The sequence below is a fragment of the Kitasatospora sp. NPDC057936 genome, from assembly GCF_042887525.1.
Classification (GTDB): Bacteria; Actinomycetota; Actinomycetes; order Streptomycetales; family Streptomycetaceae; genus Kitasatospora.
This window is the reverse complement of sequence record NZ_JBHVPD010000092.1, coordinates 1-24,712: the sequence shown is the minus strand read 5'-3', so window position 1 is coordinate 24,712 and position 24,712 is coordinate 1. Positions and strand designations below refer to the sequence as shown.

Below are 24,712 nucleotides of genomic sequence, written 5' to 3'. Positions count from 1 at the left end.
ATGGCACACGACGAGATGTCCCGACGTGAGAACCGGCAACTCGCCGTCGCCTCGGCGACGATGGGTCCGTGGCGGACGGCCGCGGGGGTCGGTGCGGTGGTGGGGGCGACGGCCCTGGGGATCGACGCGATCACCGGGCACTGGTCGCTGAGCATCCTGGCCGGACCGGCCGGCTGGGGTCTGTTCTTCTTCTTCCTCGTCGGCACGCTGGGCGGCCAGTTGCGGCGCGACACCGGCGACCGGCGGCTGCGGCGGTGGGCCGACGCGCACCCGTGGCAGGCGGCGCTCCCGGCGGCCGGCGGACTGCTGCTCCTGAACACGCTGGCGCAGCTGTTCCTCGGCGACGCGGGCGTGTTCGCCGCGTTCTTCGAGTCGCTCATCCCGGCCGGGATCCTGCTGGCGATCGCCGGTGTGGTGGGGTCGGTGAAGCAGGCCCGCAGCAAGGGCTGAGGCTCCCCCGCACTGCTCCGACCTGGGCAAACGGGGCAAACCTCGGCACTCCGTGCACGAGTTCACCACAAGGTGTGCCCCCGATCGACCGGTCGTCACACCCCGTCGGCATACTGGCGCGATGCCGATCGCCGAAGATCCAGAACCGCGCCCCTCGGAGGGCGGTGAGCCGGGCGGGTCCGACCCGTCCGGAGCGGGCGGGAAGGACCCGTTCGCGGACCTCGTCCTCGACGACGAGTTCGTCAAGGGTGCCGCCGTCACGGAACAGTCCGGCCGCACCCGGATGCTTGCCGCCCAGTGGAAGCACACCCCGCCGGTCGACCCGGGCGGCCGCCGGTCGGTCGACGACGGCCCGGCGGCGCCGAAGCGCCGGTTCGGCCGCAAGCCGAAGCTCCAGGCCGTCGACCCCTGGGGCAACCCGCGCCCGCCCAAGCGCCGGGGCCTGGAGTGGCGCACGCCGCTCTTCGCCGTCCTGACCATCGCGGTGCTGGTGGCGGCGCTCAACATCGAGGGGCTGCGGAACTGGTACCAGGGCGGTTCCGCCGGCTCCTCGGCGTCCCACACCCCGGTGCCCACCGTCGCCCCGGAGACGGCCAAGCCGACGACGGCGCCGCCGAAGGTCGACGCCGACCAGCCGACGGTCGACCACCCCTGGGCCGGCTCCCCCGCCGAGGGCTGGCCGAACGGCGTGGACGCCTTCGTGCTCCCCGACGCCAAGGCCACCGGCGTCTTCTCCGCCGACCAGGTCGCCGCCCAGCTCCAGCTGGTCAAGGACTACCTGACCGCCGCCAACCTGGACCCGCAGGTCATCGCGGGCGGCCGCCCGGAGGCCGCGCTGGCGCTGCTGGACCGAGCCGAGCGCGACCAGGCGGCCGCCGCCCTGGCGACCCCGTCCAAGGAGAACGACCCCACCAACTGGTTCAGCCGGTTCGACCCGCGCGAGGCCGTCCAGGTCGGCGGCGTGGTCAAGGTCCAGGGCCGGATCGGCTTCGAGGGCGACGGCGACAAGGGCGTCCTGGTGCACGCCGACTTCAGCTACGTGTACGCGGTGCGTCCGGGCCCGGACGCCGCCAAGCGGGCCGCGTCGCCCGCGCCGTCGGCGCCGTCGGCGAGCGGCGGCCCGAAGCCGACGAAGCCGGCCGCGCCCGGGACCCAGGACCCGGCGGCCAGGCCGGTGGGCCTGGTGCTGCCCGCGGCCGACGTGGCCGGGGACACCTGGACCACCCGGACGGTCGTGCGGCGGGTCGAGAACTTCCGCTTCTACGACCCGGCCCGCTACCAGGTCAACCCGAAGAAGATCGCGTTCGGCGAGGGCGGCGGCTCGGACTCGGCCAACTCGGCCTGCGACGTCTACGACGGCTTCTACCACCCGCAGTTCGCCCAGTTCGACCCGGTCCAGCAGGACACCCCGGGCTCCCGGCCGACCGGCCCCGCGACCGACCCGTACGACCGCAGCAAGGACCTCGTCCCGAGCGACCAGTGCGGCACGGTCAGCCGCAACTGACCGTCAGCGCTTGCGCTTCCCGCCGGACCGGCCGCTGCGGCCGGTCCGGCGCTTCTCGTACTGCTCGACGGCCCGCTCGTACCGCGCCCGCCGGACGCCCTCGCCCGGGGCCTCGGTGAGGCTGCGGACGAAGTAGGCCAGCAGGGAGCCGACCCCGCCGATCATCCAGACCGCGCCGAGCGAGCGGTCCTCGGTCATCCAGCCGGTGAGCCGGTCCTTGCCCTCGGCGAGCACCTTCCAGGTGCGCAGCGCGGCCAGCAGCGAGCAGAGCGCGACGGCCAGCACCAGCAGGGTGTTGAGGAACCCGCCCTGGGCGGAGAGCGCGACGCCCTCGACGGCGAGTCGCAGCACGAACGCGGCCGCCGCGGCGATGACCAGCGAGCCGGCGGACACGGCGACGCGGCGCGGCCAGTAGCCGTGGTCGCGGTGCACCCAGCTGGTGCCGAACCAGCGGATCGGCTCCGGCTGCGGGGCGGCGGGGTCCGGGGCGTCGGCGGGGTTCGGGGCGGGGGTGGGGGGCTGCTCGCTCACGCCGCCGATTATCCCCCGGTTGTCCCCCCGGCCCCGGACGCGCGAGGAGGAGCCGTCCCGTGGTCCGGGGCGGCTCCTCCTCGCGCGTGTGGTGCGAGTGGCTCAGCCGAGCTTGGTGACGTCGCGCACGGCGCCCTTGTCGGCGGAGGTGGCCATCGCGGCGTAGGCCCGCAGGGCCTGGCTGACCTGGCGCTCGCGGCTCTTCGGGCGGTAGCCGCCCCCGGCCTCCAGCACCCGGCGGCGCTCGGCGAGCACCTCGTCCGGGACCTCCAGGGAGATCGTCCGGCCGGGGATGTCGATGGCGATGGTGTCGCCGTCCTCGACGAGGGCGATGGTGCCGCCGGAGGCGGCCTCCGGGGAGGCGTGGCCGATGGACAGGCCCGAGGTGCCGCCGGAGAAGCGGCCGTCGGTGACGAGCGCGCAGGCCTTGCCGAGGCCGCGGCCCTTGAGGAAGGAGGTCGGGTAGAGCATCTCCTGCATGCCGGGGCCGCCCTTGGGGCCCTCGTAGCGGATGACGACGACGTCGCCCTCCTTGACGCGCTTGGCGAGGATCGCCTCGACGGCGTCCTCCTGGGACTCGACGACGACGGCCGGGCCGCTGAAGGTCCAGATCGACTCGTCGACGCCGGCGGTCTTCACGATGCAGCCGTCCTCGGCGAGGTTGCCGTACAGCACGGCGAGGCCGCCCTCGACGGAGTAGGCGTGCTCGACGCTGCGGATGCAGCCCTTGGCGGCGTCGGTGTCCAGCGACTCCCAGCGCTCGGACTGCGAGAAGGCCTCGGCGGAGCGGACGCAGCCGGGGGCGGCGTGCCACAGCTCGACGGCCTCGGCAGAGGGCGAACCGCCGCGCACGTCCCAGGTCTTGAGCCACTCGGCGAGCGAGTCGGCGTGCACGGTGTGGACGTCCTCGTTGAGCAGCCCGGCCCGGTACAGCTCGCCGAGGATGGCGGGGATGCCGCCGGCCCGGTGGACGTCCTCCATGTAGTACGAGCCGTTGGGCGCGACCTTGGACAGGCAGGGCACCTTGCGGGAGATCGCGTCGATGTCCCGCTGGCCGAAGTCCAGCTCGGCCTCCTGGGCGGCGGCGAGCAGGTGGAGGATGGTGTTGGTCGAGCCGCCCATGGCGATGTCGAGGGCCATGGCGTTCTCGAACGCGGCGCGGGTGGCGATCGCGCGGGGCAGGACGGAGGCGTCGTCCCGGCCGTAGTGGCGGTTCGCGATCTCGACGACCGTCCGGCCGGCGTTCTCGTAGAGGGCGCGGCGGGCGGTGTGGGTGGCGAGGACGGAGCCGTTGCCGGGCAGCGAGAGGCCGATCGCCTCGGTGAGGCAGTTCATCGAGTTGGCGGTGAACATGCCGGAGCACGAGCCGCAGGTCGGGCAGGCGTTCTCCTCGATGATCGCGATGTCCTCGTCGGAGACGTTCTCGTTGACGGCCTGGGAGATCGCGTCGACGAGGTCGAGCTTGCGCACGGTGCCGTCGACGAGGGTGGCCTTGCCGGCCTCCATCGGGCCGCCGGAGACGAAGACGGTCGGGATGTCGAGCCGCAGCGCGGCCATCAGCATGCCCGGGGTGATCTTGTCGCAGTTGGAGATGCAGATCAGGGCGTCGGCGCAGTGCGCGTTGACCATGTACTCGACCGAGTCGGCGATCAGGTCGCGCGAGGGCAGCGAGTAGAGCATGCCGCCGTGGCCCATCGCGATGCCGTCGTCGACGGCGATGGTGTTGAACTCGCGCGGGATGCCGCCGGCCTGCTTGATCGCCTCGGAGACGATCCGGCCCACCGGCTGGAGGTGGGTGTGGCCGGGGACGAACTCGGTGAAGGAGTTGGCGACCGCGATGATCGGCTTGCCGAAGTCCTCGCGGGCTACGCCGGCGGCCCGGAGAAGCGCCCGGGCGCCTGCCATGTTGCGACCGTGGGTGACCGTACGGGACCTCAGCTCGGGCACTGTGCTCCACTCCTTCGGGGCTCGCGCGCGGCCCCGCGGGCAGGAGGGTGCGGGAACCGCTGTGGCTACCGAGCCTACGCCCGCCGTCCGGGCCGCGGACGGTCCGTCCGCGATGCGGTCAGGCGGCGGGCGCACGGGCGCGCGGACCGTACGGCCGCACGGGGGGTCAGGACGGCGTGACCGCGACCACCAGCTCCAGGGTGAACGGCTCGGTCACCCAGCCCCCGGGGAACTCGGCGAGCGTGGCCTCGCGCTCGGCGGCGAGGACCGGAGCGCGCTCGGCCGGGTCGAGCGAGGCCAGGTACGAGCGGGAGGTGAGGTCGGTGATCACGTGGTCGACGGTGACCCGCCGCTCCCAGCGCAGCACCGTGCGCTCGACCGCGAGGCCGGCCGGGGCGAAGTGGCTGGTGTGCTCGCTGATCCCGCCGTAGCCGTGGTAGCGCTCGGGCAGCGCGGCGGCCATCCGCTCGGCCCGGGCCCGGACCCACGGGACGGTCTCGTCGTGGACGTTCCACCAGGTGGCGAGCGCGCCGCCGGGGCGCAGCACCCGGATCGCCTCGGGGACGGCCAGCTCGGGGCGGGTCCAGTGGAAGGCCTGGGCGTAGGTGATCAGGTCGGCGGAGCGGTCGTGGAAGGGCAGGTCGTCCCCGGAGGCCCGGACCAGCGGCAGGCCGGGCGAGGAGGCGAGGTACTGGGCGGCCATGCCGCCGTTGGGCTCGACCCCGACGACGTCGGCGCCGCGGGCGGCGAGCAGCCGGGTGGCGATGCCGGTGCCGGCGCCGACGTCCAGGACGCGGGCGCCCTTGAGGGCGCGGCCGGAGAGCCGTTCCAGGGCGTCGAAGAGTCCGTCGGGGTAGGTCGGGCGGCCGCGGTCGTACTCGGCGGCGACCCCGCCGAAACTCTGAGCGAGCTCCCGGAAGTTCTTTGCCTCCGTCATGTCTCCCCCTACGTGCGGCAGTTGGTGCCCGGTGGGGCACGTGGGTTCAGCGTACGCGCGAGGGGGTGGCCAGGTGCAAGCGGGTGAAGGCGAGCGCCTCGGCGAGGTCGGCCTCGCGTTCGGCGGGGGACGCGGAGCGCCGCGTGTTGACCTCCAGCACGACGTGGCCGTCGAAGCCGGTGCGGGCGAGGTGTTCCAGCAGCTCGGCGCAGGGCTGGTTGCCGCGGCCGGGGATGAGGTGCTCGTCCTTGCCGGAGCCGCTGCCGTCGGCGAGGTGGATGTGGGCGAGCCGGTCGCCCATCCGCTCGACCATCTCGAACGCGTCGATCCGGGAGGTGGAGACGTGCGAGAGGTCGATGGTGTAGTGCCGGTACGCCTCCTCGGTGACGTCCCAGCCGGGGGCGTAGGCGAGCATCTCGCGGTCGCGGTAGCGCCACGGGTACATGTTCTCGACCGCGAACCGGACGTCGGTCTCGCCCGCCATGCGGTTGATGCCCTCGACGAACTCCCGGGCGTACTGGCGCTGCCAGCGGAACGGCGGGTGGACGACGACGGCGCTCGCGCCGAGCTTCTCGGCCGCCGCCCGGGCGCGGACCAGCTTGGTCCACGGGTCGGTGGTCCAGACCCGCTGGGTGATCAGCAGGCAGGGCGCGTGCACGGCGAGGATCGGCAGCCGGTGGTGGTCGGAGAGGCGGCGCAGCGCCTCGATGTCCTGGCTGACCGGGTCGTTCCAGACCATGACCTCGACGCCGTCGTAGCCGAGCTTGGCGGCGAGTTCGAAGGCGACGGCGGTGCTCGCGGGGTACACCGAGGCGGTGGAGAGGGCGACCTTGGTGTCCGGGATGTGCAGGGCCGGGTGCGGGGGCAGCACGAGCCGGTCGGTGGTGCGCAGGAGGGGCGCCCGGGTGGCCTCGCGCTTGGCGGCCTTGACCGACTTCACGGACTGGACGGCGGCCTTGGCGACGCCGGTGGCGCGGGCGGTGCGGGTCTCCTTGCGCGCCGGGGCCGCGGTGGCCTTCGGGGCGGCCTTCCCGGCCCCCGCCACGGCCTTCTTGGCCGTCGCCTTCTTGGCCGTGGCCTTCTTGGCGCCCTGCGCGGTGCGCTGGGCCGCCTTCACGGCCTTGGCGGCCTTGGCGGCGGTGGCGCCCTTGACGGTCTTGCCCAGCTTGCGGCGCGGGCCGTCCGGCCGCGGCTGCCCGTCGCCGGGGGCGCGGCCCTCCCGCGTCCCGTCGTCGCCCGCTGGTTGCACCACGGGAGACAGCGTAAGCGGACCGGCTCGCGAACGGCACCGAACGCCGGGCGAACGAGACGCGGCTCTCAGGCGCCCCCGGTGTCCTGCGGGGTGACGGTGCGGCCTGCGGCTCAGGTGGTCAGCGCGGGCCGGCGGCGGTCGGCGGGGCTGTCCATGGCGTCCAGGCGGCGCAGGATGATGCCCTCGCGCAGGGCCCACGGACAGACGTCGAGCTCCTCGAGACCGAAGAGGTCCATCGCTGCGTCGGCGACCAGCGCGCCGGCCAGCAGCTGCTTGGCCCGGCCCTCGGAGACGCCGGGGATCTGTGCCCGCTCGGCGACGGTCATGGTGGACAGCCGGGGCAGCCAGGCGGACAGGCCGGTGCGGGTGAGCCGGCGGTCGGCGTACGGGCCGGCGTCGGCGGGGGCGGCGCCGGTCATCCGGGCGAGCTGCTTGAAGGTCTTGGAGGTGGCGACGGCGTGCTGCGGGGCGCCGAGCCGGGAGATCTCGCCGACGACGGTGGCCATCTCGGCGCGGACGTGGCGTCTGAGCTCGCGCAGCCCGTCCGGGTCTGCGACGTCGCCGGGCAGCCAGCGGGCGGTCAGCCGGCCGGCGCCGAGCGGCAGCGAGCAGGCGACGTCGGGCTGTTCGTCCAGGCCGCAGGCGATCTCCAGCGAGCCGCCGCCGATGTCCAGGTTGAGCAGCCGGCCGGAGGACCAGCCGAACCAGCGGCGCACGGCGAGGAAGGTGAGCCGGGCCTCGTCCTGGCCGGACAGGACCCGCAGTTCGACACCGGTCTCGGTGGCGACGCGGCGCAGCACGTCCTCCCCGTTGGCGGCCTCGCGGACGGCGGAGGTGGCGAAGGGCAGGATGTCGACGACGCCCTTGTCCTCGGCGACGCGCAGCGAGGAGGCGATGTGGCCGACCAGCCGCTCGACACCGGCCTCGCTTATCGCCCCGCGCTCGTCGAGCAGCTCGGCGAGACGCAGTTCGGCCTTGTGCGAGTAAGCGGGCACGGGGGCGGCGCCCGGATGGGCGTCCACCACGAGGAAGTGGACCGTGTTGGAACCTACGTCGAGCACACCGAGTCGCATAACTCTCCACGCTACGCGATCCGGCCGCGCCGGTGATCGGTCGCGGCGGTACTGCCTCGGCGTCGCCGCGGCACTGGTGCTGGTCGCAGGTGCCAGGGGTCGGCGGACGCCGGCGGGCGGGCCGGGCCCGGGTGGCCGGATCCCTCAGTTCCTGTGCGGTCCCGCCGGGCGGCCGGTGGGGCAGTTGGCGTCCAGCCAGCGGCGGGCCGGGCCGGGGGTGTCGGTGATCAGGCCGTCGGCGTCACGGCCGGTCATCAGCTGCCAGGACTCCTCGTCGTCGACGGTCCACACGTAGACCTCGTGCCCGGCCCGGCGCTCGGCGGCGATCCGGGAGGCGCTGGCCAGGGTGGTGTCCAGGGCGATGCCGCTCAGCGGCAGGTTGCCGGGGTTCTCGGCGATGGAGGCGCCCTGGATGAGGACGATCGGCAGTCCGGGCGCGGCCGCGTGGGCCACCCGCAGGTGGTCGGCCGAGAACGAGTACATGATGACCCGGGCGCCGCTGGCCGCCGCGAGCCTGGCGATCCGGACGACGTCCTCGGTCCGGCGCTGCCACTTGATCTCCATGAGCAGGGTGGCGTTGGTGCGGGCCATCCGTTCGAGCAGCTGTTCCAGGGTGGGGACGGGCTCGGCCGGGCCCGGTCCGATGGTCACCCGCAGGGCGGCTATCTGAGCGGCGGTCAGGTCGCCGATCGCGCCCTTGCCGTTGGTGGTGCGGTCCACGCTCGGGTCGTGCATCAGCACCGGGACGCCGTCGCGGGTGGTCTGGACGTCGGTCTCCACCCAGTCGGCACCCTGGCGCAGCGCCGTGTCGAAGGAGGCCATGGTGTTCTCGGGGGCGTTCTGCGGCGCGCCGCGGTGGCCGATCACCACGGGTCCGGTGCACGGCGGCGGCGCGCTCTCCGCCCGGGCCCGCAGCGCGGGTCCGGAGGCGCAGCCGGAGGCCAGGACGGCGAGCGAGGCGAGGACGGCGGTCCGGACGGCGCGGGGCGAGGCGGTCACGGCTCGGGGCTCCAGTCGGGCGTCGGGCGCCGCGGGCACGGACGCACGGGGCATCCAACACGCAACGGCTCGGAATCATCAAACCGAACGGACTGCCCGACACGGCCGGTGGTTCCCGCGGAGGCTCTACCCTTGCCGGGTGGCACCAGCAGAAACCTCCAAGAAGAAGTCCAAGGCGAAGGTCCCGGCCGCTCCGGCCCCGGTCGACCTGGCCATGCCGGCCCTGCGCGCCGAGGTCCCGCTCGACTTCCCCCGCGCCTGGGTCGAGTTCGCCGACCCCGCCGACGAGGAGCAGGTGTTCCGCTGCGACCTCACCTGGCTGACCTCCCGCTGGTCGTGCGTGTTCGGCCGCGGCTGCCACGGCATCCGCGAGGGCCGCGGCGAGTCGGACGGCTGCTGCACGCTGGGCGCGCACTACTCGGACGAGGACGACGAGAAGCGCGTCGCCGGCCACGCCGCCCGGCTGACGCCGGACATCTGGGAGAACTTCGCGCACGGCACCGACGGCAAGGGCCGGATCAAGGCCGACGGCGGCATCACCATGCTCGACGAGGACGGCGACCGCCAGACCCGCCGGGTGGGCGGCGCGTGCATCTTCGTGAACAGCCCCGGCTTCGCGGGCGGGGCCGGCTGCGCGCTGCACGCGCTGGCGCTCAAGGAGGGCCGCGAGCCGCTGGAGACCAAGCCGGACGTGTGCTGGCAGCTGCCGATCCGCCGCACCTACGACTGGATCGACCGGCCGGACGACACCCGCTACCTCCAGGTGACGATCGGCGAGTACGACCGCCGCGGCTGGGGCCCGGGCGGCCACGACCTGCACTGGTGGTGCACCGGCAGCCCGGAGGCGCACGGCGGGCCGGACCCGGTGTACGTCAGCTACCGCCCCGAGCTCACCGAGCTGATGGGCCGGGCGGGCTACGACGTGCTGGCCGGCCTGTGCGAGGAGCGGATCGCCACGAAGGGCGACCGCAAGGTGGCGCCGCACCCGGCGGATCCGGTCGGCAAGGCGAAGAAGAAGGACTGAGGGCCGGGCCCGGGGACCGTCCGTCCCCGGGCCCGCTCGTTCCCTGCTCGTCGCCGTACTCGTCGGTGTCTACTTGTCGGTGTCTACTTGTCGATGTCGCCGACGACGAAGAACATCGACCCGAGGATCGCGACCATGTCGGCGACCAGGGTCCCGGGCAGCAGTTCGGTCAGCGCCTGGATGTTGTTGAAGGACGCCGAGCGCAGCTTGAGCCGCCACGGCGTCTTGTCGCCGCGCGAGACCAGGTAGTAGCCGTTGATCCCGAGCGGGTTCTCGGTCCAGGCGTAGGTGCTGCCCTCCGGGGCCTTGAGCACCTTGGGCAGCCGCAGGTTGACCGGGCCGGCCGGCAGGGTGGCGAGCTTGTCGAGGCACGCGTCGGCCAGGTCCAGCGCGTTGAGCGTCTGCTCCAGCAGGCACTCGAAGCGGGCCAGGCAGTCGCCCTCCTCGCGGGTGACGACGGTGAGCACCTGCCGCAGCTCCTCGGAGCCGTACGCGAGGTAGGGCTCGTCGCGGCGCAGGTCGAAGTCGAGGCCGCTGGCCCGCGCGATCGGGCCGCTGACGCCGTACGCCTCGGCCTGCGCCCGGGTGAGGACGCCGACGCCGGCGGTGCGGGCGCGGAAGATCTCGTTGCCGAGGACGAGGTCCTCGAAGACCGGCATCTGCGAGCGGACGGTGGCGACGGCGGTGCGGACGCGGCCGAGCCAGCCGGCCGGGAGGTCCTCCTTGAGGCCGCCGACCCGGTTGAACATGTAGTGCATCCGGCCGCCGGAGGCCTCCTCCAGCACGTGCTGGAGGTCCTCGCGGCCGTGGAAGGAGTGGAAGATCGCGGTGATCCCGCCGAGCTCCAGCGGGTAGGAGCCGAGGAACATCAGGTGGTTGAGCACCCGGTTGAGCTCGGCGAGCAGGGTGCGGATCCACACCGCCCGCTCGGGCACCTCCATGCCGAGCATCCGCTCGACGCCGAGCACGACGCCGAGCTCGTTGGAGAAGGCGGAGAGCCAGTCGTGCCGGTTCGCCAGCATGATGATCTGCCGGTAGTCGCGGGCCTCGAACAGCTTCTCCGCGCCCCGGTGCATGTAGCCGATGACCGGCTCCGCGGTGACGATGCGCTCGCCGTCGAGCACCAGCCGCAGCCGCAGTACGCCGTGCGTCGCGGGGTGCTGCGGGCCGATGTTGAGCACCATGTCGGTGGTGCCCGCCTCGCCCGTGATGTTCTCGGCTCCCGCCCCGATGCCGACCGTGGTCTCCCTCATGGGTTCAGAGTCTGCCATCCCACCAGGGGTTCCAGGCTCCGAGCCCCTACCAAATCTCCAGGGGTGGAATGCGGACGCTCTGCAGGACCCAGCCGAAGGCACCCAGCCCGGCCGGGTCGGTGAGTTCGGCCGCCTCCCCGGCGCCGCCGAGGGCCCGGAGGTAGGCCACCGGGTCGCTGGAGGCGAGGGCGAGCGGCGGGCGCCCGCCGCTGACGCCGAGGGCGCGCAGGGCCTCGCGCTGCGTCGTCCACAGGCTGTGGACAGCGGGGACGGCGATCGAGTCGAGCGCGACGTGCGCCGTGACGTCGCACGAGCCGTCCGGCACGGGCGCCACCTCGCGGCCGTCCCGGAAACCGGCGCGGGTGCCGAAGAGCGGACGGCGGGCGGCGGTGTGCCCGTAGTCGACGGCGACGGCCAGGCCGCGCTCCAGCCCGGCCACGGCGTGCGCCCAGGCGGCGTCCCGTGGGCCGCCGAACTCCACCAAGTCCCCGGGGTGTTCGACCGGCCACCAGCGGGCGGCCCAGGCGGCGTCGGCCTCCGAGACGGGCTCGCCGAGCCGCTCCCGGCCGGTCTCCGTCTCCACCTCGACGTACCGGAGCACCCCGTCCTCGTCCACCTCGCCGGCGTCCAGCGGCACGTTGTCCAGCCACTCGTTGGCGAACAGCAGCCCGCTGACACCCCGCGGCACCTCGCTCGTCCACAGGGCTGTGGACGGAAGTCCGGCCGGCCGGTCCGCGATCTCCACGCCGTACGGGCGCAGCCGCGCGCGCACGTCGTCCGGGACGGCCCCGAGCACCCCGGTCAGCAGTTCCCCCCGCCCGGCCCCGACGTCGACGAAGGCCAGCTCCTCCGGACGGCCGAGGGCCGCGTCAACCTCCAGCAGCAGCCGGGCCACCGCACGGGCGAACTCCGGCGAGGCGTGCACCGAGGTGCGGAAGTGCCCCGCCGGGCCCTCCGGCCTGCGGTAGAAGCCCGCCTCCTGGTCGTACAGGGCCCGTTCCATGGCGGGCGCCCACCGCATCCACGTCATGGGGCGCGACGCTACCGGCTGGCCCCGGCCCCTCCCCAACCGGAGCCGGGGCTTCTCCGACCTACGGAGTAGGGCGGATCGCCCTACCGGCGGACCTGGACGGGTCGTGCGACTGCCTACGCTTGAGACGTGCATCGACTCAACGCCTGGCTCCGCCGTCACCCCATGGTGGTCGACGCCGCCTGGGCGGCGATCGTGCTCCTCCTCGGCCTCCTGCCGAACGACAACGTCTCCGGGGGCTGGCGGTTCGACGCGCAGATCGCCACCGCGGTGGCGCTGCCCGCGCTCATGGTCTTCCGCCGCCGCCTGCCCGACGTCGCGGTGGCCGCGGCCACCGCGATCGCCCTCGGCCAGGTCGGTCTCGACATCGACCCGGCCGCCTCCTCCATCGCCTACCTGGTGTTCGCCTACACCGGCGCCGCCTTCGGCCGCACCTGGACCTCCCGGCTGGCCCTGGCCGCCGGGCTGGCCGCCGGGCCGCTCGCCTACTGGCGGATGAACCCCGCCAAGACGCACTTCGCGGAGGACGGCGTCACCGCCGTCCGCACGCCGTACAGCATCGGCGAGGCGCTGCTCATCATGCTGCTGATGAGCACCCCGTTCATCCTCTGCTGGGCCTGGGGCCGGCTGACCCGGGTCCGCCGCGCCTACCTGACCGAGCTGGAGGACCGCGCCGCCCGGCTGGAGCGCGAGCGCGACGCCCAGTCCAAGGTCGCCGTCGCCGCCGAGCGGGCGCGGATCGCCCGCGAGCTGCACGACGTCGTCGCGCACAACGTCTCCGTCATGATCGTCCAGGCCGACGGCGCCGCCTACGTCCTCGACAACTCGCCCCAGCAGGCCAAGGAGGCGCTCGGCACGATCGCCTCCACCGGCCGCCAGGCACTGGTCGAGATGCGCCGCCTGCTCGGTGTGCTGCGCACCGCCGACACCGCCGAGGAGTACGTGCCCCAGCCGGGCGTCGAGGAGCTGCCCGAACTGCTGGAGCAGGTCCGCACCGCCGGCCTGCGGGTCGACTACGCGACCTCGGGCCACCCGCGCGAACTGCCGCGCGGCGTCGAGCTCACGGTCTACCGGATCGTCCAGGAGGCGCTGACCAACGTGCGCAAGCACGGCGGCCCCGACGTGCACGCCCGGGTCGCGGTCGACTTCGGGGAGCGCGAGCTCGCCGTCCTGGTCGAGGACGACGGCCGCGGCACCACCGACGAGCAGCTCGCCTCCGGCGGCACGGACGGCCTCGGCCACGGCCTGATCGGCATGCGCGAGCGGGTCGGCATGGTCAGCGGCAGCCTCGACGTGGGCCCGCGCCCCGGCGGCGGCTTCCGGATCCGGGCCGTCCTGCCCCTGAAGACGGCCCACTAGCCCGCCCGCCGCTCACCCCCTAGGAGCTCCCTTTGACCATCCGCGTGATGCTCGTCGACGACCAGGAACTGCTGCGCACCGGCTTCCGGATGATCCTGCAGTCCCAGGGCGACATCGAGATCGCCGCCGAGGCCGGCGACGGCGCCCAGGCCCTGGAGAGGCTGAAGCACACGCCGGTCGACGTGATCCTCATGGACGTCCGGATGCCCCGCCTGGACGGGGTGCAGGCCACCCGCCGGATCTGCCTCGCCGAGGACGGCAGCCCGCTGCCGGACGCCCCGCACGTGCTCATCCTCACCACCTTCGACCTCGACGAGTACGCCTTCGCCGCGCTCAAGGCCGGCGCCAGCGGCTTCCTGCTCAAGGACGTGCCGCCGACCGAGCTGGTGGCCGCGATCCGCGCCGTGCACGGCGGCGACGCGGTGGTCGCGCCGACCACCACCCGCCGCATGATCGACCGCTTCGCCGAGGTGCTCCCCACCCCGCAGAGCGCGCCCGGCTCGGACGCCCTCGGCCCGCTCACCGACCGCGAGCGGGAGGTGTTCCTGCTGGTCGCCCAGGGCCTGTCGAACGGCGAGATCGCCGCCCGGCTGGTGCTCTCCGAGGCCACCGTGAAGACCCACGTCGGCCGGATCCTGGCCAAGCTCGGCCTGCGCGACCGGGTCCAGGCCGTGGTCCTCGCGTACGAGGCCGGGCTCATCCGGGCCGGGGCCGGGGACTGACGCGCCCGTACACTGGGGCGGTACGTCCGGTACCCGAGGTGGACCGGAACGGAGATCAGGGACAAGGTGGGCCCCGTGTGTGAGCGCAGCGAACTCACCATCGACCGGCGCGCATGGGCGAACGCCCCTGCCGAGCGGAGCGAGGTGGGCGCGTGAGCACCTACGAAGGCGGCGACTTTTCCGAGTTCGCCCCGCTCGACGACGGTTTCGGCGACCCGCGCGACCCCGGCAACCGCCCGGCCCGGCTGACCGTCGGCGTGGTCGGCACCGGCCGGGTCGGCCCGGCCCTCGGCGCCGCCCTGCAGCTCGCCGGGCACACCGTGGTCGCCGCCTCCGGCGTCTCCGCCACCTCGCGCCGCCGCGCCGAATCGCTGCTGCCGGGCGTGCGGATCGTCACCCCGCCCCAGGTGCTCGCCGCCGCCGACCTCGTCCTGCTGACCGTCCCCGACGACGCCCTGGCCGACCTGGTCGCGGGCCTCGCCTCGACCGGCGCGGTCCGCCCCGGCCAGCTGGTCGTGCACACCTCCGGCGCGCACGGCGTCGGCATCCTGGAGCCCGCCACCCGGGCCGGGGCGCTGCCGCTCGCCCTGCACCCGGCGATGACCTTCACCGGCACCTCCGTCGACCTGGACCGGCTGGCCGGCTGCCCGTTCGGCGTGACGGCGCCCGCGGAGCTGCGGCCGGTCGCCGAGGCGCTGGTCGTGGAGATGGGCGGCGAGCCCGAGTGGGTGCCCGAGGAGGTCCGCCCGCTCTACCACACGGCCCTCGCGCACGGCGCGAACCACCTGGTCACGCTGGTCGCGCAGGCGATGGACCTGCTGCGCACGGCGGGCGTCGCCGAGCCCGGCCGGCTGCTCGGCCCGCTGCTGGGCGCGGCCCTGGACAACAGCCTGCGCTCCGGCGACGCGGCCCTCACCGGCCCCGTCGCCCGGGGCGACGCGGGCACCGTTCGGCGCCACCTGGCGCAGCTCAGTACGGTGTCCCCGGACATCCCGGCGGCCTACCGGGCGATGGCCCGCGCCACGGCGCAGCGGGCGCTCGCCAACGGGACGATCGACGAACCGTCGGCGGCGGCGCTGCTGGACGTACTGAACGAGGAGATTCCTGATGGCACGCGGTAAGCAGCCGAACAAGCCCCAGCGGACGCCGAAGGTCCACCGGGCCGTCGTCACCCGCACCGTGGACGACTTCGAGGCCGCGTTCTGGCCGGACGAGCGGCCGGTCGACAACGCCGTCGTGATGACCATGGGCGCCCTGCACCAGGGGCACGCCGCGCTGGTCCGGGCCGCCCGCAAGCAGGTCGGCCCGGAGGGCCGGGTCGCGGTGACGGTCTTCGTCAACCCGCTGCAGTTCGGCGCCGGCGAGGACCTGGAGCGCTACCCGCGCACCCTCGACGACGACGTGAAGCTGGCCGAGGAGAACGGCGCCGACGTCGTCTTCGCGCCCTCCGTCGACGAGGTCTACCCGAACGGCGAGCCGCAGGTGCGCCTGGCGGCCGGCCCGATGGGCGAGCGCTTCGAGGGCGCCACCCGCCCCGGCCACTTCGACGGGGTGCTCACCGTGGTCGCCAAGCTGCTGCACATCACCGACCCGGACTTCGCCTTCTTCGGCGAGAAGGACGCCCAGCAGCTGGCGGTCATCCAGCGCATGGTCGCCGACCTGGACTTCGACGTCGAGATCGTCGGCGTGCCGACCGTCCGCGAGGAGGACGGCCTGGCGCTGTCCTCGCGCAACCGCTACCTCTCGGAGGAGGAGCGCGAGCGCGCCCTCGTCCTCTCGAAGGCCCTGTTCGCGGGCCGCGACGTCGCCGCCCAGGGCCCGAAGGCCGTGCGCGAGGCCGCCGCGGCCGTCCTCGACGCCGCCGAAGGCGTCACCCTCGACTACCTCGCCCTGATCGACCCGCACGCCTTCACCGAGGCGGCGGACGACTTCCAGGGCGAGGCGGTGCTGGCCGTCGCCGCGAAGGTGGGCTCGACCCGCCTGATCGACAACGTCCACGTCATCTGCCGCTAGGCAGATGACCGGCAAGCACAGAATCGTTCGATAGAGCTCTTCCCACCCCAGGCATGCACTCACAGGAGGCGTGACCCGCAATGCTCCGCACCATGCTCAAGTCCAAGATCCACCGGGCCACCGTGACCCAGGCCGACCTGCACTACGTCGGCTCGGTCACGGTGGACGAGGACCTCCTCGACGCCGCCGACCTGCTCCCCGGCGAGCTGGTCCACATCGTCGACATCAACAACGGCGCCCGGCTGGAGACGTACACCATCGCCGGCCCGCGCGGCACCGGCGTGATCGGCATCAACGGCGCCGCCGCCCGCCTGGTCCACCCCGGCGACCTCGTCATACTCATCGCCTACGGGCAGATGGACACGGCCGAGGCCAAGGGCTACGAGCCGAAGATCGTCTTCGTGGACGAGCACAACCGGATCACCGGCCTCGGCGGCGACCCCGCGGACGCCCCGGAGGGCAGCGGCCTGCTGCGCGGCGACACGGCGTACCGTGGCGCCGACGGCGCGGCCACGACGGCCACGCGCTGAAGGAGCAACTGAGCCATGCCCGTTAAGCACCGCCTCACCGCCCCCGCCCCCGGCTGGACGTCCACCACCGATGTGGTCGTGGTCGGCTCGGGGGTGGCCGGTCTCACCGTCGCCCTCAACGTCCGCGAAGCCGGCCTGCGGGCCACGGTGGTCACCAAGGCGATGCTGGACGACGGCTCCACCCGCTGGGCCCAGGGCGGCATCGCCGCCGCCCTGGGCGAGGGGGACACCCCCGGGCAGCACCTCGACGACACCCTGGTGGCCGGCGCCGGGCTCTGCGACGAGGAGGCCGTGCGCACCCTCGTCACCGAGGGCCCGGACGCCGTCCGCCGGCTGATCGCCACCGGCGCCGCCTTCGACCGCGGCGAGGACGGCGAGATCCTGCTCACCCGCGAGGGCGGCCACCACCGCCGCCGGATCGCGCACGCCGGCGGGGACGCCACCGGCGCCGAGATATCGCGCGCGCTGGTCTCCGCCGTCCGCAGCACAGCGACACCAGCGGCCCTGGCCGCGGAGGGCATCGAGCTGATCGAGCACGCGCTCGTCCTCGACCTGCTCACCGACGCGAACGGGCACGCCGCCGGCCTGACCCTGCACGTCATGGGCGAGGGCCAGCGCGACGGCGTCGGCGCCATCCGGGCCCGCGCCGTGGTGCTGGCCACCGGCGGCATGGGCCAGGTCTTCTCGGCGACCACCAACCCGGCGGTCTCCACCGGCGACGGCGTGGCGCTCGCGCTGCGGGCCGGCGCCGCCGTCACCGACCTGGAGTTCGTCCAGTTCCACCCGACCGTGCTCTGGCTCGGCCCCGAGGCCGAGGGCCAGCAGCCGCTGGTCTCCGAGGCGGTCCGCGGCGAGGGCGCCCACCTGGTCGACGCCGACGGCGTCCGGTTCATGGTCGGGCAGCACGAGCTGGCCGAACTGGCCCCGCGCGACATCGTCGCCAAGGCGATCACCCGGCGCATGCAGGAGCAGGGCGCCGAGCACATGTACCTGGACGGGCGGCACTTCGGCGCCGCGATGTGGGAGCAGCGCTTCCCGACCATCCTCGCCTCGTGCCGCGCGCACGGCATCGACCCGGTCACCGAGCCGATCCCGGTCGCCCCGGCCGCGCACTACGCCTCCGGCGGCATCCGCACCGACCGGCACGGCCGCACCACCGTCCCCGGCCTGTACGCCTGCGGCGAGGTCGCCTGCACCGGGGTGCACGGCGCCAACCGGCTGGCGTCCAACTCGCTGCTGGAGGGCCTGGTCTTCGCCGAGCGGATCGCCGCCGACCTGGCCGGCCGGCACCGCGCCGACGACCTGCCCGAGCGCTCGGTGGACGTCGCCGCCGCGCGCGCCGCGCAGCCGGTGCCGCTGCCGCCGTCCGAGGCGCGGGCCGAGATCCAGCGGCTGATGTCGCGCGGCGCGGGCGTGCTGCGCTCGGCCGCGTCGATGGCCGACGCCGCGGCCGGCCTGGCCCTGCTCGCCGAGCAGGCCTACGCGCACGTCGCCGAGGAGAAGCCCGCCGACCCGCGGGTGGAGACCTGGGAGGCGGCCAACCTGCTGCTGGTCGCCACCGCCCTGGTCGCCGCCGCCGCGCAGCGGGAGGAGACCCGCGGCTGCCACTGGCGCGAGGACTTCCCCGAGCGGGACGACGCCCACTGGCGGCGCCACCTGATCACCCACCTGACCGCCTCCGGCGACCCCGTCAGCACCCCCGAGGAGCGTTGAGAACCATGTCCCACTCGCACGAGGAACTCCCCCTGGCCGACCAGGGCGGCTGCGGCGACGGCTGCGCCTGCGGGGACGGCGAGGGCTACGAGACCGGGCTCGACCCGCAGCTGGCCGAGCTGCTGGAGCAGGCCGGGCTGGACCCGATCGAGGTCGAGGACGTCGCCACCCTGGCGCTGGCCGAGGACCTGGCCGGCGGCGAGGACGTCACGTCGGTCGCCACCGTGCCCGCCGACGCCGTCGCCACCGCCGACTTCACCGCCCGCTCGGCCGGCGTGGTCGCGGGCCTGCGGATCGCCGAGGCCGTCGTCTCGCTGGTCTGCGAGGAGGAGTTCGAGGTCGAGCGGCACGTCGAGGACGGCGACCGGGTCGAGGCCGGCCAGGTGCTGCTGTCGATCCGCTCCCGCACCCGGGACCTGCTGACGGCCGAGCGCAGCGCGCTCAACCTGCTCTGCCACCTGTCCGGCATCGCCACCGCGACCCGCGCCTGGGCCGACGCCCTGGAGGGCACCGGCGCCGTCGTGCGGGACACCCGCAAGACCACCCCGGGCCTGCGCGCGATGGAGAAGTTCGCGGTCCGCTGCGGCGGCGGCGCCAACCACCGGATGGCGCTGTCCGACGCCGCGCTGGTGAAGGACAACCACGTCGTCGCGGCCGGCGGCGTGGCCGAGGCCTTCCGGGCCGTCCGGGCCGCCTACCCCGAGCTGCCGGTCGAGGTCGAGGTGGACACCCTGGAGCAGATCCCGCCGGTGCTGGAGGCCGGGGCGGACCTGATCCTGCTGGACAACTTCACCGTCGGGCAGCTCAAGGAGGCCGTCGCGCTGGTGGCCGGCCGGGCCCGGCTGGAGGCCTCCGGCGGTCTCACCCTGGCCACCGCGCGCGAGGTCGCCCAGACTGGTGTCGACTACCTGGCCGTGGGCGCGCTCACGCACTCCTCGCCGATCCTGGACATCGGCCTGGACCTGCGCGCCTGACCGTCAGGAGAAGACGCCAGGCCCGTCCCGACTCGCAGAAAGCGCCCCATGCTCCTCACCATCGACGTCGGCAACACCCAGACCACACTCGGCCTGTTCGACGGCGAGGACGTGGTGGAACACTGGCGGATCTCCACCGATCCGCGCCGCACGGCCGACGAACTGGCGGTGCTGCTGCAGGGGTTGATGGGCAGCCGCACCGCGGTCCGTGAGGCCTCGGTGGAGGGCCTGGCGATCTGCTCGTCCGTTCCCGCCGTGCTCCACGAGCTCCGCGAGGTGACGCGCCGTTACTACGGCGACGTCCCCGCGGTGATCGTGGAGCCCGGTGTGAAGACCGGCGTGCACGTCCTGATGGACAATCCGAAGGAGGTCGGCGCCGACCGGATCGTCAACGCGCTGGCCGCCAACCACCTGTACGGCGGGCCGTGCATCGTGGTCGACTTCGGCACCGCCACCACCTTCGACGCGGTCAACGCCCGCGGCGACTACGTGGGCGGTGCGATCGCCCCGGGCATCGAGATCTCGGTGGAGGCACTCGGTGTCCGCGGCGCCCAGCTGCGCAAGATCGAGCTGGCCCGGCCGCGCAACGTGATCGGCAAGAACACCGTCGAGGGCATGCAGTCCGGCATCCTCTACGGCTTCGCGGGCCAGGTCGACGGCCTGGTCGACCGGATGGCCAAGGAGCTCGCCAAGGACCCGGACGACGTCCAGGTGATCGCCACCGGCGGCCTCGCCCCGCTCGTCCTCGGCGAGGCCGGCAGCATCGACGTCCACGAGCCCTGGCTCACCCTCATCGGCCTGCGGCTCGTCTGGGAGCGCAACCGCCCGAGCTGACCGGGCCGTTCCGTCGGGCCGAACGTGGGGCATCGGCGCGACGTTACCGACAAATCGGATATTCCTCACGTAGTGTCAGCCCATGCCTACGCCACACGGATCGCGCGGCGGCATGGCCTTCAGCGCCGACGAAGTCCGCGTGCTGCGCCGCGCCCTCGCCCAAGCCCTGCACCCCGCCGTCCCCGTCCACTTCCCGGCCCTCGAACGGACGGCCTGCGCCGACCCGGGCGCCGAGCTGTGGGCCGAGGACGTCCAGGACGCGCTGCGTCTGACCGAGGCGATCGACGAGGCCGTCCAGGAGGGCGGCCGGCTGCGCGCCTTCCTGCTCGCCGACCTCGGGCGCTACCGGGCCGCGCTGCCCGGCAGCGCCAGCGGCTACCTGGAACGCCTGGAGGAGGCCGTGACCGACGGCTACTTGCCCGGCCCCGAGGACCTCACCGCGCTGCGCGGGCTCACCCGCCAGCCCTGCGGCCACCTGGAGCGCTCCCGCCGCTCCCGGCTGGCCGGGCGCTGCCACGCGCTCGCCGAGGCCGCCGTCCGCGAGCGGCTCGCCCGCGCCGTCGGCCAGCCGCGCCACCTGGTGGCCGTACCGAACCCCGCCGCACCACCGAGCAGTCTCCCCACCCCTGTTGGAGGACGGATCACGATGAGCAGCACCGACTCCCCCGCCGAGCGGCCCGCAGCCCCGCAGGACCCGCCCAGCCCGCACCGGATGCCCACGCCGGCGGAACTCTTCGGCCGCCGCCCCAAGCCGCCCGCCCGTCCGGCCCCGCCCGCGACGCCGGCGCCCGGCCCGGAGGACGTCGAACTCGCCACCGGCACCGGCTGAGCCGGACCGGACGGAGCGAAAGGGAGGCCGCGCCGAGCGGCCTCCCTTATCCATGTGTCGACTTTCCGGCAATTCCCCCACTGAATGACGGTCACATCTTCATAACCTTCACGCCGTACGGCGGGGCATTCGGTCCGGTCCTGCGCGCATTGATGCGGGATCGGCCCGGTTGACGGCCGGGGGGCCGTACCCAAAAGTCGCGGAGTCACACTCACTCGATCCGGGGGAATCACGTGAACCCGACTCGCACGCGCCGGGCACTCGGCGCGGGTGCGGCCACGCTCGTCGCGGCCCTGTCCGTCGGCACCGCGGCCGTTCCGGCCCACGCCGCCGACCACCAGCTCAAGGTATTCCCGGCGTCCGGCTCGCTGCAGATCCCGAGCCGGCCGGTCGCGCCGCCGCGGTCCGGCGAGAACGTCTTCCTGCACATCGGCCGCACCGGCACCGGCGCCGTCTCGGACGTCAAGCTCGCCCTCGACGTCTCCGGCCTCGACGGTCTGGCCACGCTCGAAGCCCCGGGCTGCACCACCGCCGGCAAGGTCATCACCTGCACCATCGGCCGGCTGGACCAGGACAACATCAACATCACCACCAACCTGTGGCTGAGCGCCGTCGCCGGCGCGAAGCCGGGCTCCAGCGGGACGGTCCACGCGACCCTCAGCGCGCCCGGTGCCGAGACCGGCACGGCGGACTTCCGGGTGGACGTCGGCACGGCCACGTTCCGCACCCACCAGCGCTCCCAGACGAAGGGCGCCAAGGTCGGCAGCAAGCTGCCCACCGACCTGGAGTTCGCCAACCACGGGGAGCTGCCCGCCAAGCGGGCGATCGTCCACGTCGACCTGTCGGCCGGCCTGACGGCGGACACCTGGCCGTCCAACTGCGAGTACGCGGTGGACAAGGGCCAGCCGTGGAACAACGACCCGCCGATGCCCGCCGTGCACGGCATCTGCACCATCGACGGCGAGATCGCCCCCGGCCAGGCGGTCAAGCTGAACGGCCTCGACATCACCGTGGGCCCGGACGCCTACTACACCGTCGCCGGCTACGACGTCTTCGCCGTTGCCGACGCGTACGGCACCGGCTGGCTGAACGACCTGCGCAAGCGGCTCGCCTTCAAGCCCGGGACGGGCGCGCCCGCCACCCTGACCAAGAGCGCGGGCGACGGGATCCCGGCCGGCAACGACACGAACGGCTACAGCACCGAGCAGGAGGTCCTGGCGGACAACTCCGCCGACTTCCAGGCGACCGGCGGCTGGGCCCCCGACACCTCCGGCGCGGCGGGCGTCCTCACCGCCGGGATGGGCAACAACGGCCCGGCCTCGATCTACGACCGCAGCGGCGGGGACGGCGCGCCCCACGTCACCGTGCAGCTCCCCGAGGGCGTCACGGTCACCGACCTGCCCAAGACCTGCCACGCGGACGACTACGTCCACGGCAAGAAGTCCGACCAGCCGCTGAACAAGTACGCCTGCGACGGGGTGGGCGCCGCGTTCATGCCGAACGGCGCGAGCGTCTCGCACAAGCTGGGCCTGAAGCTCCCCGCCGGCACCGGGGAACTGGTGGCCACCGTTTCGCTGCAGAACATGTCGAGCGACTACCAGGACGGCCACCCGACCGCCGTCATGGACTGGGACCGCAACCCGGCCAACGACCTCGTGAAGGTCACCCTGCGGCCCGGGGCACCCGCCAACGGCGGCACCGGTACGCCGGTGTCCGACACCACGCCGACGGCCGCTCCCGCGCCCGCCACGGGCGCCACCGGCACCGCGGGCGGGGCCGAGCTGGCCGACACCGGGAGCTCCGCCACCCTGCCGCTGGCCGGCGCGAGCGCGGCCGCCGTCGCCCTCGGCGCCGCCGCCCTGATCGGCTCGCGCCGCCTCCGGGCCCGCCGGAACGGCTGAGCCGTCCGCACCCCCGTGGGGAGGGCGCCCGACGTGCCCTCCCCACGGGGTTATCCCGTGGCGGAGCACGGTGTGTGGCTGGCTACCCTTGTGGGGTGAGCGATCAGAGTCTTATTCCCGCGACCGACGACCTTCCCGAGCAGATGCGCGTCCGGCGCGAGAAGCTCGACCGGCTCCGGGCCGCCGGTGTCGACCCGTACCCGGTCGGCTTCCCCCGCACCACCACCATCGCGGACCTGCGCGCCAAGCACCCGGACCTGGAGCCCGACACCGCGACCGGCGAGCGCGCCGGCGTCACCGGCCGGGTGATCCTCTCCCGCACCGGCGGCAAGCTCTGCTTCGCCACCCTGCGCGACGGCAGCGGCGACCTCCAGGTGATGTTCTCCCTGGACAAGCTCGGCCCGGAGCGGCTGGCGGCCTGGAAGGCGGACATCGACCTCGGCGACCAGGTCGGCGTCGAGGGCGAGGTGATCACCTCCAAGCGCGGCGAGCTGTCCGTCATGGTCGACCGCTGGGAGCTCACCGCCAAGTGCCTGCGCCCGCTGCCGGACAAGCACAAGGGCCTGACCGACCCGGAGGCCCGGGTCCGCCAGCGCTACGTCGACCTGATCGTGAACCCTGAGGCGCGCGAGATCCTGCACCTGCGCAGCAAGGTCGTCCGCTCGATCCGCCGCACCTACGAGGACCGCGGCTACATCGAGGTCGAGACCCCGATGCTGCAGCCGGTCCACGGCGGCGCCAACGCGCGCCCGTTCAAGACCCACATCAACGCGTACGACATCGACCTCTACATGCGCATCGCGCCCGAGCTGTACCTCAAGCGGCTCGTGGTCGGCGGCGCCGAGAAGGTCTTCGAGATCAACCGCAACTTCCGCAACGAGGGCGCGGACTCCACCCACAACCCGGAGTTCACCTCGCTGGAGTCGTACGAGGCCTACGGCGACTACGACACCCAGGCCGAGCTGATCCGCGAGACGATCGTCAACGCGGCCCGGGACGCGCTCGGCACCACCGTGATCAAGGGCCTGGACCCGCACGGCGTCGAGCACGAGATCGACCTGGCCGAGCCGTGGGAGGAGGTCAGCGTCTACCCGGGCATCTCCGCCCACCTCGGCGTCGAGGTCACCCCGGAGACCACCGTCGAGGAGCTGCGCAAGCTGGCCTTCGACCACGGCATCCCGTTCGAGAAGAGCTGGGGCCACGGCCAGATCGTGCTGGAGATGGTCGAGCGCCTGCTGGAGGAGAACGCCGTCCGGCCGACCTTCATCAAGGACTACCCGACCGAGGTCTCCCCGCTCACCCGCCAGCACCGCTCGATCGCGGGCGTGGCCGAGAAGTGGGACCTGGTCATCTTCGGAACCGAGATCGGCACCGCCTACTCCGAGCTCGTCGACCCGGTCGAGCAGCGCGCCCGCCTGACCGCGCAGTCCCTGCTCGCGGCCGGCGGCGACGTCGAGGCCATGCAGGTCGACGAGGACTTCCTGCGGGCCCTGGAGTACGCGATGCCGCCCACCGGCGGCCTCGGCCTCGGCGTGGACCGCCTGATCATGCTGCTGACCGGCAAGAACATCCGGGAGACCGTGCTCTTCCCGCTGGTGAAGCCGGAGCCGAAGGCTTCCGCCGCCGCGGCGGAGAAGACCGAGGAGGAGTGACCTGATGGACTACGTCAGCGCGATCGTCCCGCCGCTGGTCATGGCGATCGGCTTCGGCTTCCTGGTGCGGGCCATCGTCCGCAGCCAGGGCGGGGCCCAGAAGGCCAAGGAAGACCTCGACTGATCCGCGGGCGGCCGGCCCCGGCCCTCCCCCCCCCGGGCGGAGGCCAGCCGGCGGGGGCCGG

Annotated in this window: 21 protein-coding genes and 1 pseudogene; 14 read left to right on the top strand and 8 right to left on the bottom strand. The window is 73.8% G+C overall.

What is annotated here, in order from left to right; translation table 11 throughout:
- Both ACFVU9_RS35360 and ACFVU9_RS35355 read left to right on the top strand, forming a co-directional pair.
- A complete protein-coding gene (locus tag ACFVU9_RS35360) occupies positions 1-450 on the top strand; it encodes a hypothetical protein (RefSeq protein WP_380446804.1) in 450 nt (149 codons plus the stop codon).
- 121 nt (positions 451-571) lie between these two features.
- Positions 572-1,954, top strand: a complete 1,383-nt coding sequence (locus ACFVU9_RS35355) for a hypothetical protein (protein WP_387600633.1) — start codon at positions 572-574, stop codon at positions 1,952-1,954.
- Between the two features lie 3 nt (positions 1,955-1,957).
- Here the strand turns inward: ACFVU9_RS35355 and ACFVU9_RS35350 are convergent, their stop codons facing one another.
- The 6 genes from ACFVU9_RS35350 to ACFVU9_RS35325 form a co-directional block, all read right to left on the bottom strand.
- Positions 1,958-2,485, bottom strand: coding sequence for a hypothetical protein (locus tag ACFVU9_RS35350; RefSeq protein WP_387600630.1), 528 nt, complete (start codon positions 2,483-2,485; stop codon positions 1,958-1,960).
- A 102-nt stretch (positions 2,486-2,587) separates the two neighbouring features.
- Positions 2,588-4,432: a dihydroxy-acid dehydratase gene (gene ilvD, locus ACFVU9_RS35345; RefSeq protein ID WP_387600627.1), complete on the bottom strand. Its 1,845-nt coding sequence runs from the start codon at positions 4,430-4,432 to the stop codon at positions 2,588-2,590.
- Between the two features lie 166 nt (positions 4,433-4,598).
- Positions 4,599-5,369: a class I SAM-dependent methyltransferase gene (locus ACFVU9_RS35340; protein ID WP_380442356.1), complete on the bottom strand. Its 771-nt coding sequence runs from the start codon at positions 5,367-5,369 to the stop codon at positions 4,599-4,601.
- Positions 5,370-5,415: 46 nt separating this feature from the next.
- Positions 5,416-6,219 (bottom strand): sugar phosphate isomerase/epimerase, encoded by an 804-nt coding sequence (locus ACFVU9_RS35335; RefSeq protein WP_329930204.1) that lies wholly within the window; start codon positions 6,217-6,219, stop codon positions 5,416-5,418.
- Between the two features lie 512 nt (positions 6,220-6,731).
- Positions 6,732-7,694 carry a Ppx/GppA family phosphatase gene (locus ACFVU9_RS35330; RefSeq protein ID WP_380442358.1) on the bottom strand — a complete coding sequence of 321 codons (963 nt, stop codon included), beginning with the start codon at positions 7,692-7,694 and terminating at the stop codon, positions 6,732-6,734.
- A gap of 144 nt (positions 7,695-7,838) precedes the next feature.
- Positions 7,839-8,693 (bottom strand): glycerophosphodiester phosphodiesterase, encoded by an 855-nt coding sequence (locus ACFVU9_RS35325; protein ID WP_380496649.1) that lies wholly within the window; start codon positions 8,691-8,693, stop codon positions 7,839-7,841.
- A 139-nt stretch (positions 8,694-8,832) separates the two neighbouring features.
- Here ACFVU9_RS35325 and ACFVU9_RS35320 point away from each other — a divergent pair, with 139 nt between their 5' ends.
- Entirely contained in the window at positions 8,833-9,717 is an 885-nt protein-coding gene (locus ACFVU9_RS35320; RefSeq protein ID WP_380442362.1) for a hypothetical protein, read from the top strand.
- A gap of 83 nt (positions 9,718-9,800) precedes the next feature.
- Here ACFVU9_RS35320 and ACFVU9_RS35315 read toward each other — a convergent pair whose 3' ends face one another.
- Both ACFVU9_RS35315 and ACFVU9_RS35310 read right to left on the bottom strand, forming a co-directional pair.
- Positions 9,801-10,970 carry an NADH-quinone oxidoreductase subunit D gene (locus tag ACFVU9_RS35315; RefSeq protein WP_380442364.1) on the bottom strand — a complete coding sequence of 390 codons (1,170 nt, stop codon included), beginning with the start codon at positions 10,968-10,970 and terminating at the stop codon, positions 9,801-9,803.
- Between the two features lie 46 nt (positions 10,971-11,016).
- The gene (locus tag ACFVU9_RS35310; protein ID WP_387600621.1) at positions 11,017-12,000 is read right to left on the bottom strand and encodes an SAM-dependent methyltransferase; all 984 of its coding nucleotides are present in this window, start codon (positions 11,998-12,000) and stop codon (positions 11,017-11,019) included.
- Positions 12,001-12,165: 165 nt separating this feature from the next.
- On the opposite strand from ACFVU9_RS35310, the gene ACFVU9_RS35305 reads away from it, so the two are divergent.
- The 11 genes and pseudogenes from ACFVU9_RS35305 to lysX all read left to right on the top strand — a co-directional run.
- Positions 12,166-13,359, top strand: coding sequence for a sensor histidine kinase (locus ACFVU9_RS35305; protein WP_380442453.1), 1,194 nt, complete (start codon positions 12,166-12,168; stop codon positions 13,357-13,359).
- Between the two features lie 32 nt (positions 13,360-13,391).
- Positions 13,392-14,081 (top strand): response regulator, encoded by a 690-nt coding sequence (locus tag ACFVU9_RS35300; protein ID WP_380442368.1) that lies wholly within the window; start codon positions 13,392-13,394, stop codon positions 14,079-14,081.
- Between the two features lie 152 nt (positions 14,082-14,233).
- On the top strand, positions 14,234-15,202 hold the full coding sequence (locus ACFVU9_RS35295; protein ID WP_380442370.1) for a Rossmann-like and DUF2520 domain-containing protein: 969 nt from the start codon (positions 14,234-14,236) through the stop codon (positions 15,200-15,202).
- On the top strand, positions 15,189-16,094 hold the full coding sequence (gene panC / locus ACFVU9_RS35290; protein ID WP_387600617.1) for a pantoate--beta-alanine ligase: 906 nt from the start codon (positions 15,189-15,191) through the stop codon (positions 16,092-16,094). The genes ACFVU9_RS35295 and panC overlap by 14 nt, the downstream gene beginning before the upstream one ends.
- 80 nt (positions 16,095-16,174) lie before the next feature.
- Positions 16,175-16,624, top strand: a complete 450-nt coding sequence (gene panD / locus ACFVU9_RS35285; RefSeq protein WP_380442374.1) for an aspartate 1-decarboxylase — start codon at positions 16,175-16,177, stop codon at positions 16,622-16,624.
- A 15-nt stretch (positions 16,625-16,639) separates the two neighbouring features.
- Positions 16,640-18,337: an L-aspartate oxidase gene (locus ACFVU9_RS35280; protein WP_380503835.1), complete on the top strand. Its 1,698-nt coding sequence runs from the start codon at positions 16,640-16,642 to the stop codon at positions 18,335-18,337.
- Positions 18,338-18,342: 5 nt separating this feature from the next.
- The gene (gene nadC / locus ACFVU9_RS35275; RefSeq protein WP_359965108.1) at positions 18,343-19,311 is read left to right on the top strand and encodes a carboxylating nicotinate-nucleotide diphosphorylase; all 969 of its coding nucleotides are present in this window, start codon (positions 18,343-18,345) and stop codon (positions 19,309-19,311) included.
- Positions 19,312-19,359: 48 nt separating this feature from the next.
- The gene (locus ACFVU9_RS35270; RefSeq protein ID WP_387600612.1) at positions 19,360-20,145 is read left to right on the top strand and encodes a type III pantothenate kinase; all 786 of its coding nucleotides are present in this window, start codon (positions 19,360-19,362) and stop codon (positions 20,143-20,145) included.
- Between the two features lie 82 nt (positions 20,146-20,227).
- Complete coding sequence (locus tag ACFVU9_RS35265; RefSeq protein WP_380442381.1) at positions 20,228-20,974, top strand: hypothetical protein; 747 nt, start codon at positions 20,228-20,230, stop codon at positions 20,972-20,974.
- Positions 20,975-21,207: 233 nt separating this feature from the next.
- Complete coding sequence (locus ACFVU9_RS35260; protein WP_387600609.1) at positions 21,208-22,875, top strand: hypothetical protein; 1,668 nt, start codon at positions 21,208-21,210, stop codon at positions 22,873-22,875.
- Positions 22,876-22,985: 110 nt separating this feature from the next.
- Positions 22,986-24,527: pseudogene (lysX, locus tag ACFVU9_RS35255) on the top strand (bifunctional lysylphosphatidylglycerol synthetase/lysine--tRNA ligase LysX); the annotation flags it as partial.
- Positions 24,528-24,712: the final 185 nt, after the last annotated feature.

What these genes read in the sequence shown, in the direction of transcription:
- ACFVU9_RS35355 (WP_387600633.1), top strand. Translation starts at nt 572, where the DNA reads ATGCCGATCGCCGAAGATCCAGAACCGCGCCCCTCGGAGGGCGGTGAG.
- ACFVU9_RS35315 (WP_380442364.1), bottom strand. Translation starts at nt 10,970, where the DNA reads ATGAGGGAGACCACGGTCGGCATCGGGGCGGGAGCCGAGAACATCACG.
- ACFVU9_RS35280 (WP_380503835.1), top strand. Translation starts at nt 16,640, where the DNA reads ATGCCCGTTAAGCACCGCCTCACCGCCCCCGCCCCCGGCTGGACGTCC.
- ACFVU9_RS35340 (WP_380442356.1), bottom strand. Translation starts at nt 5,369, where the DNA reads ATGACGGAGGCAAAGAACTTCCGGGAGCTCGCTCAGAGTTTCGGCGGG.
- ACFVU9_RS35305 (WP_380442453.1), top strand. Translation starts at nt 12,166, where the DNA reads ATGGTGGTCGACGCCGCCTGGGCGGCGATCGTGCTCCTCCTCGGCCTC.
- ACFVU9_RS35265 (WP_380442381.1), top strand. Translation starts at nt 20,228, where the DNA reads ATGCCTACGCCACACGGATCGCGCGGCGGCATGGCCTTCAGCGCCGAC.
- panC (WP_387600617.1), top strand. Translation starts at nt 15,189, where the DNA reads ATGGCACGCGGTAAGCAGCCGAACAAGCCCCAGCGGACGCCGAAGGTC.
- nadC (WP_359965108.1), top strand. Translation starts at nt 18,343, where the DNA reads ATGTCCCACTCGCACGAGGAACTCCCCCTGGCCGACCAGGGCGGCTGC.
- ACFVU9_RS35360 (WP_380446804.1), top strand. Translation starts at nt 1, where the DNA reads ATGGCACACGACGAGATGTCCCGACGTGAGAACCGGCAACTCGCCGTC.
- panD (WP_380442374.1), top strand. Translation starts at nt 16,175, where the DNA reads ATGCTCCGCACCATGCTCAAGTCCAAGATCCACCGGGCCACCGTGACC.
- ACFVU9_RS35310 (WP_387600621.1), bottom strand. Translation starts at nt 12,000, where the DNA reads ATGACGTGGATGCGGTGGGCGCCCGCCATGGAACGGGCCCTGTACGAC.
- ACFVU9_RS35270 (WP_387600612.1), top strand. Translation starts at nt 19,360, where the DNA reads ATGCTCCTCACCATCGACGTCGGCAACACCCAGACCACACTCGGCCTG.
- ACFVU9_RS35330 (WP_380442358.1), bottom strand. Translation starts at nt 7,694, where the DNA reads ATGCGACTCGGTGTGCTCGACGTAGGTTCCAACACGGTCCACTTCCTC.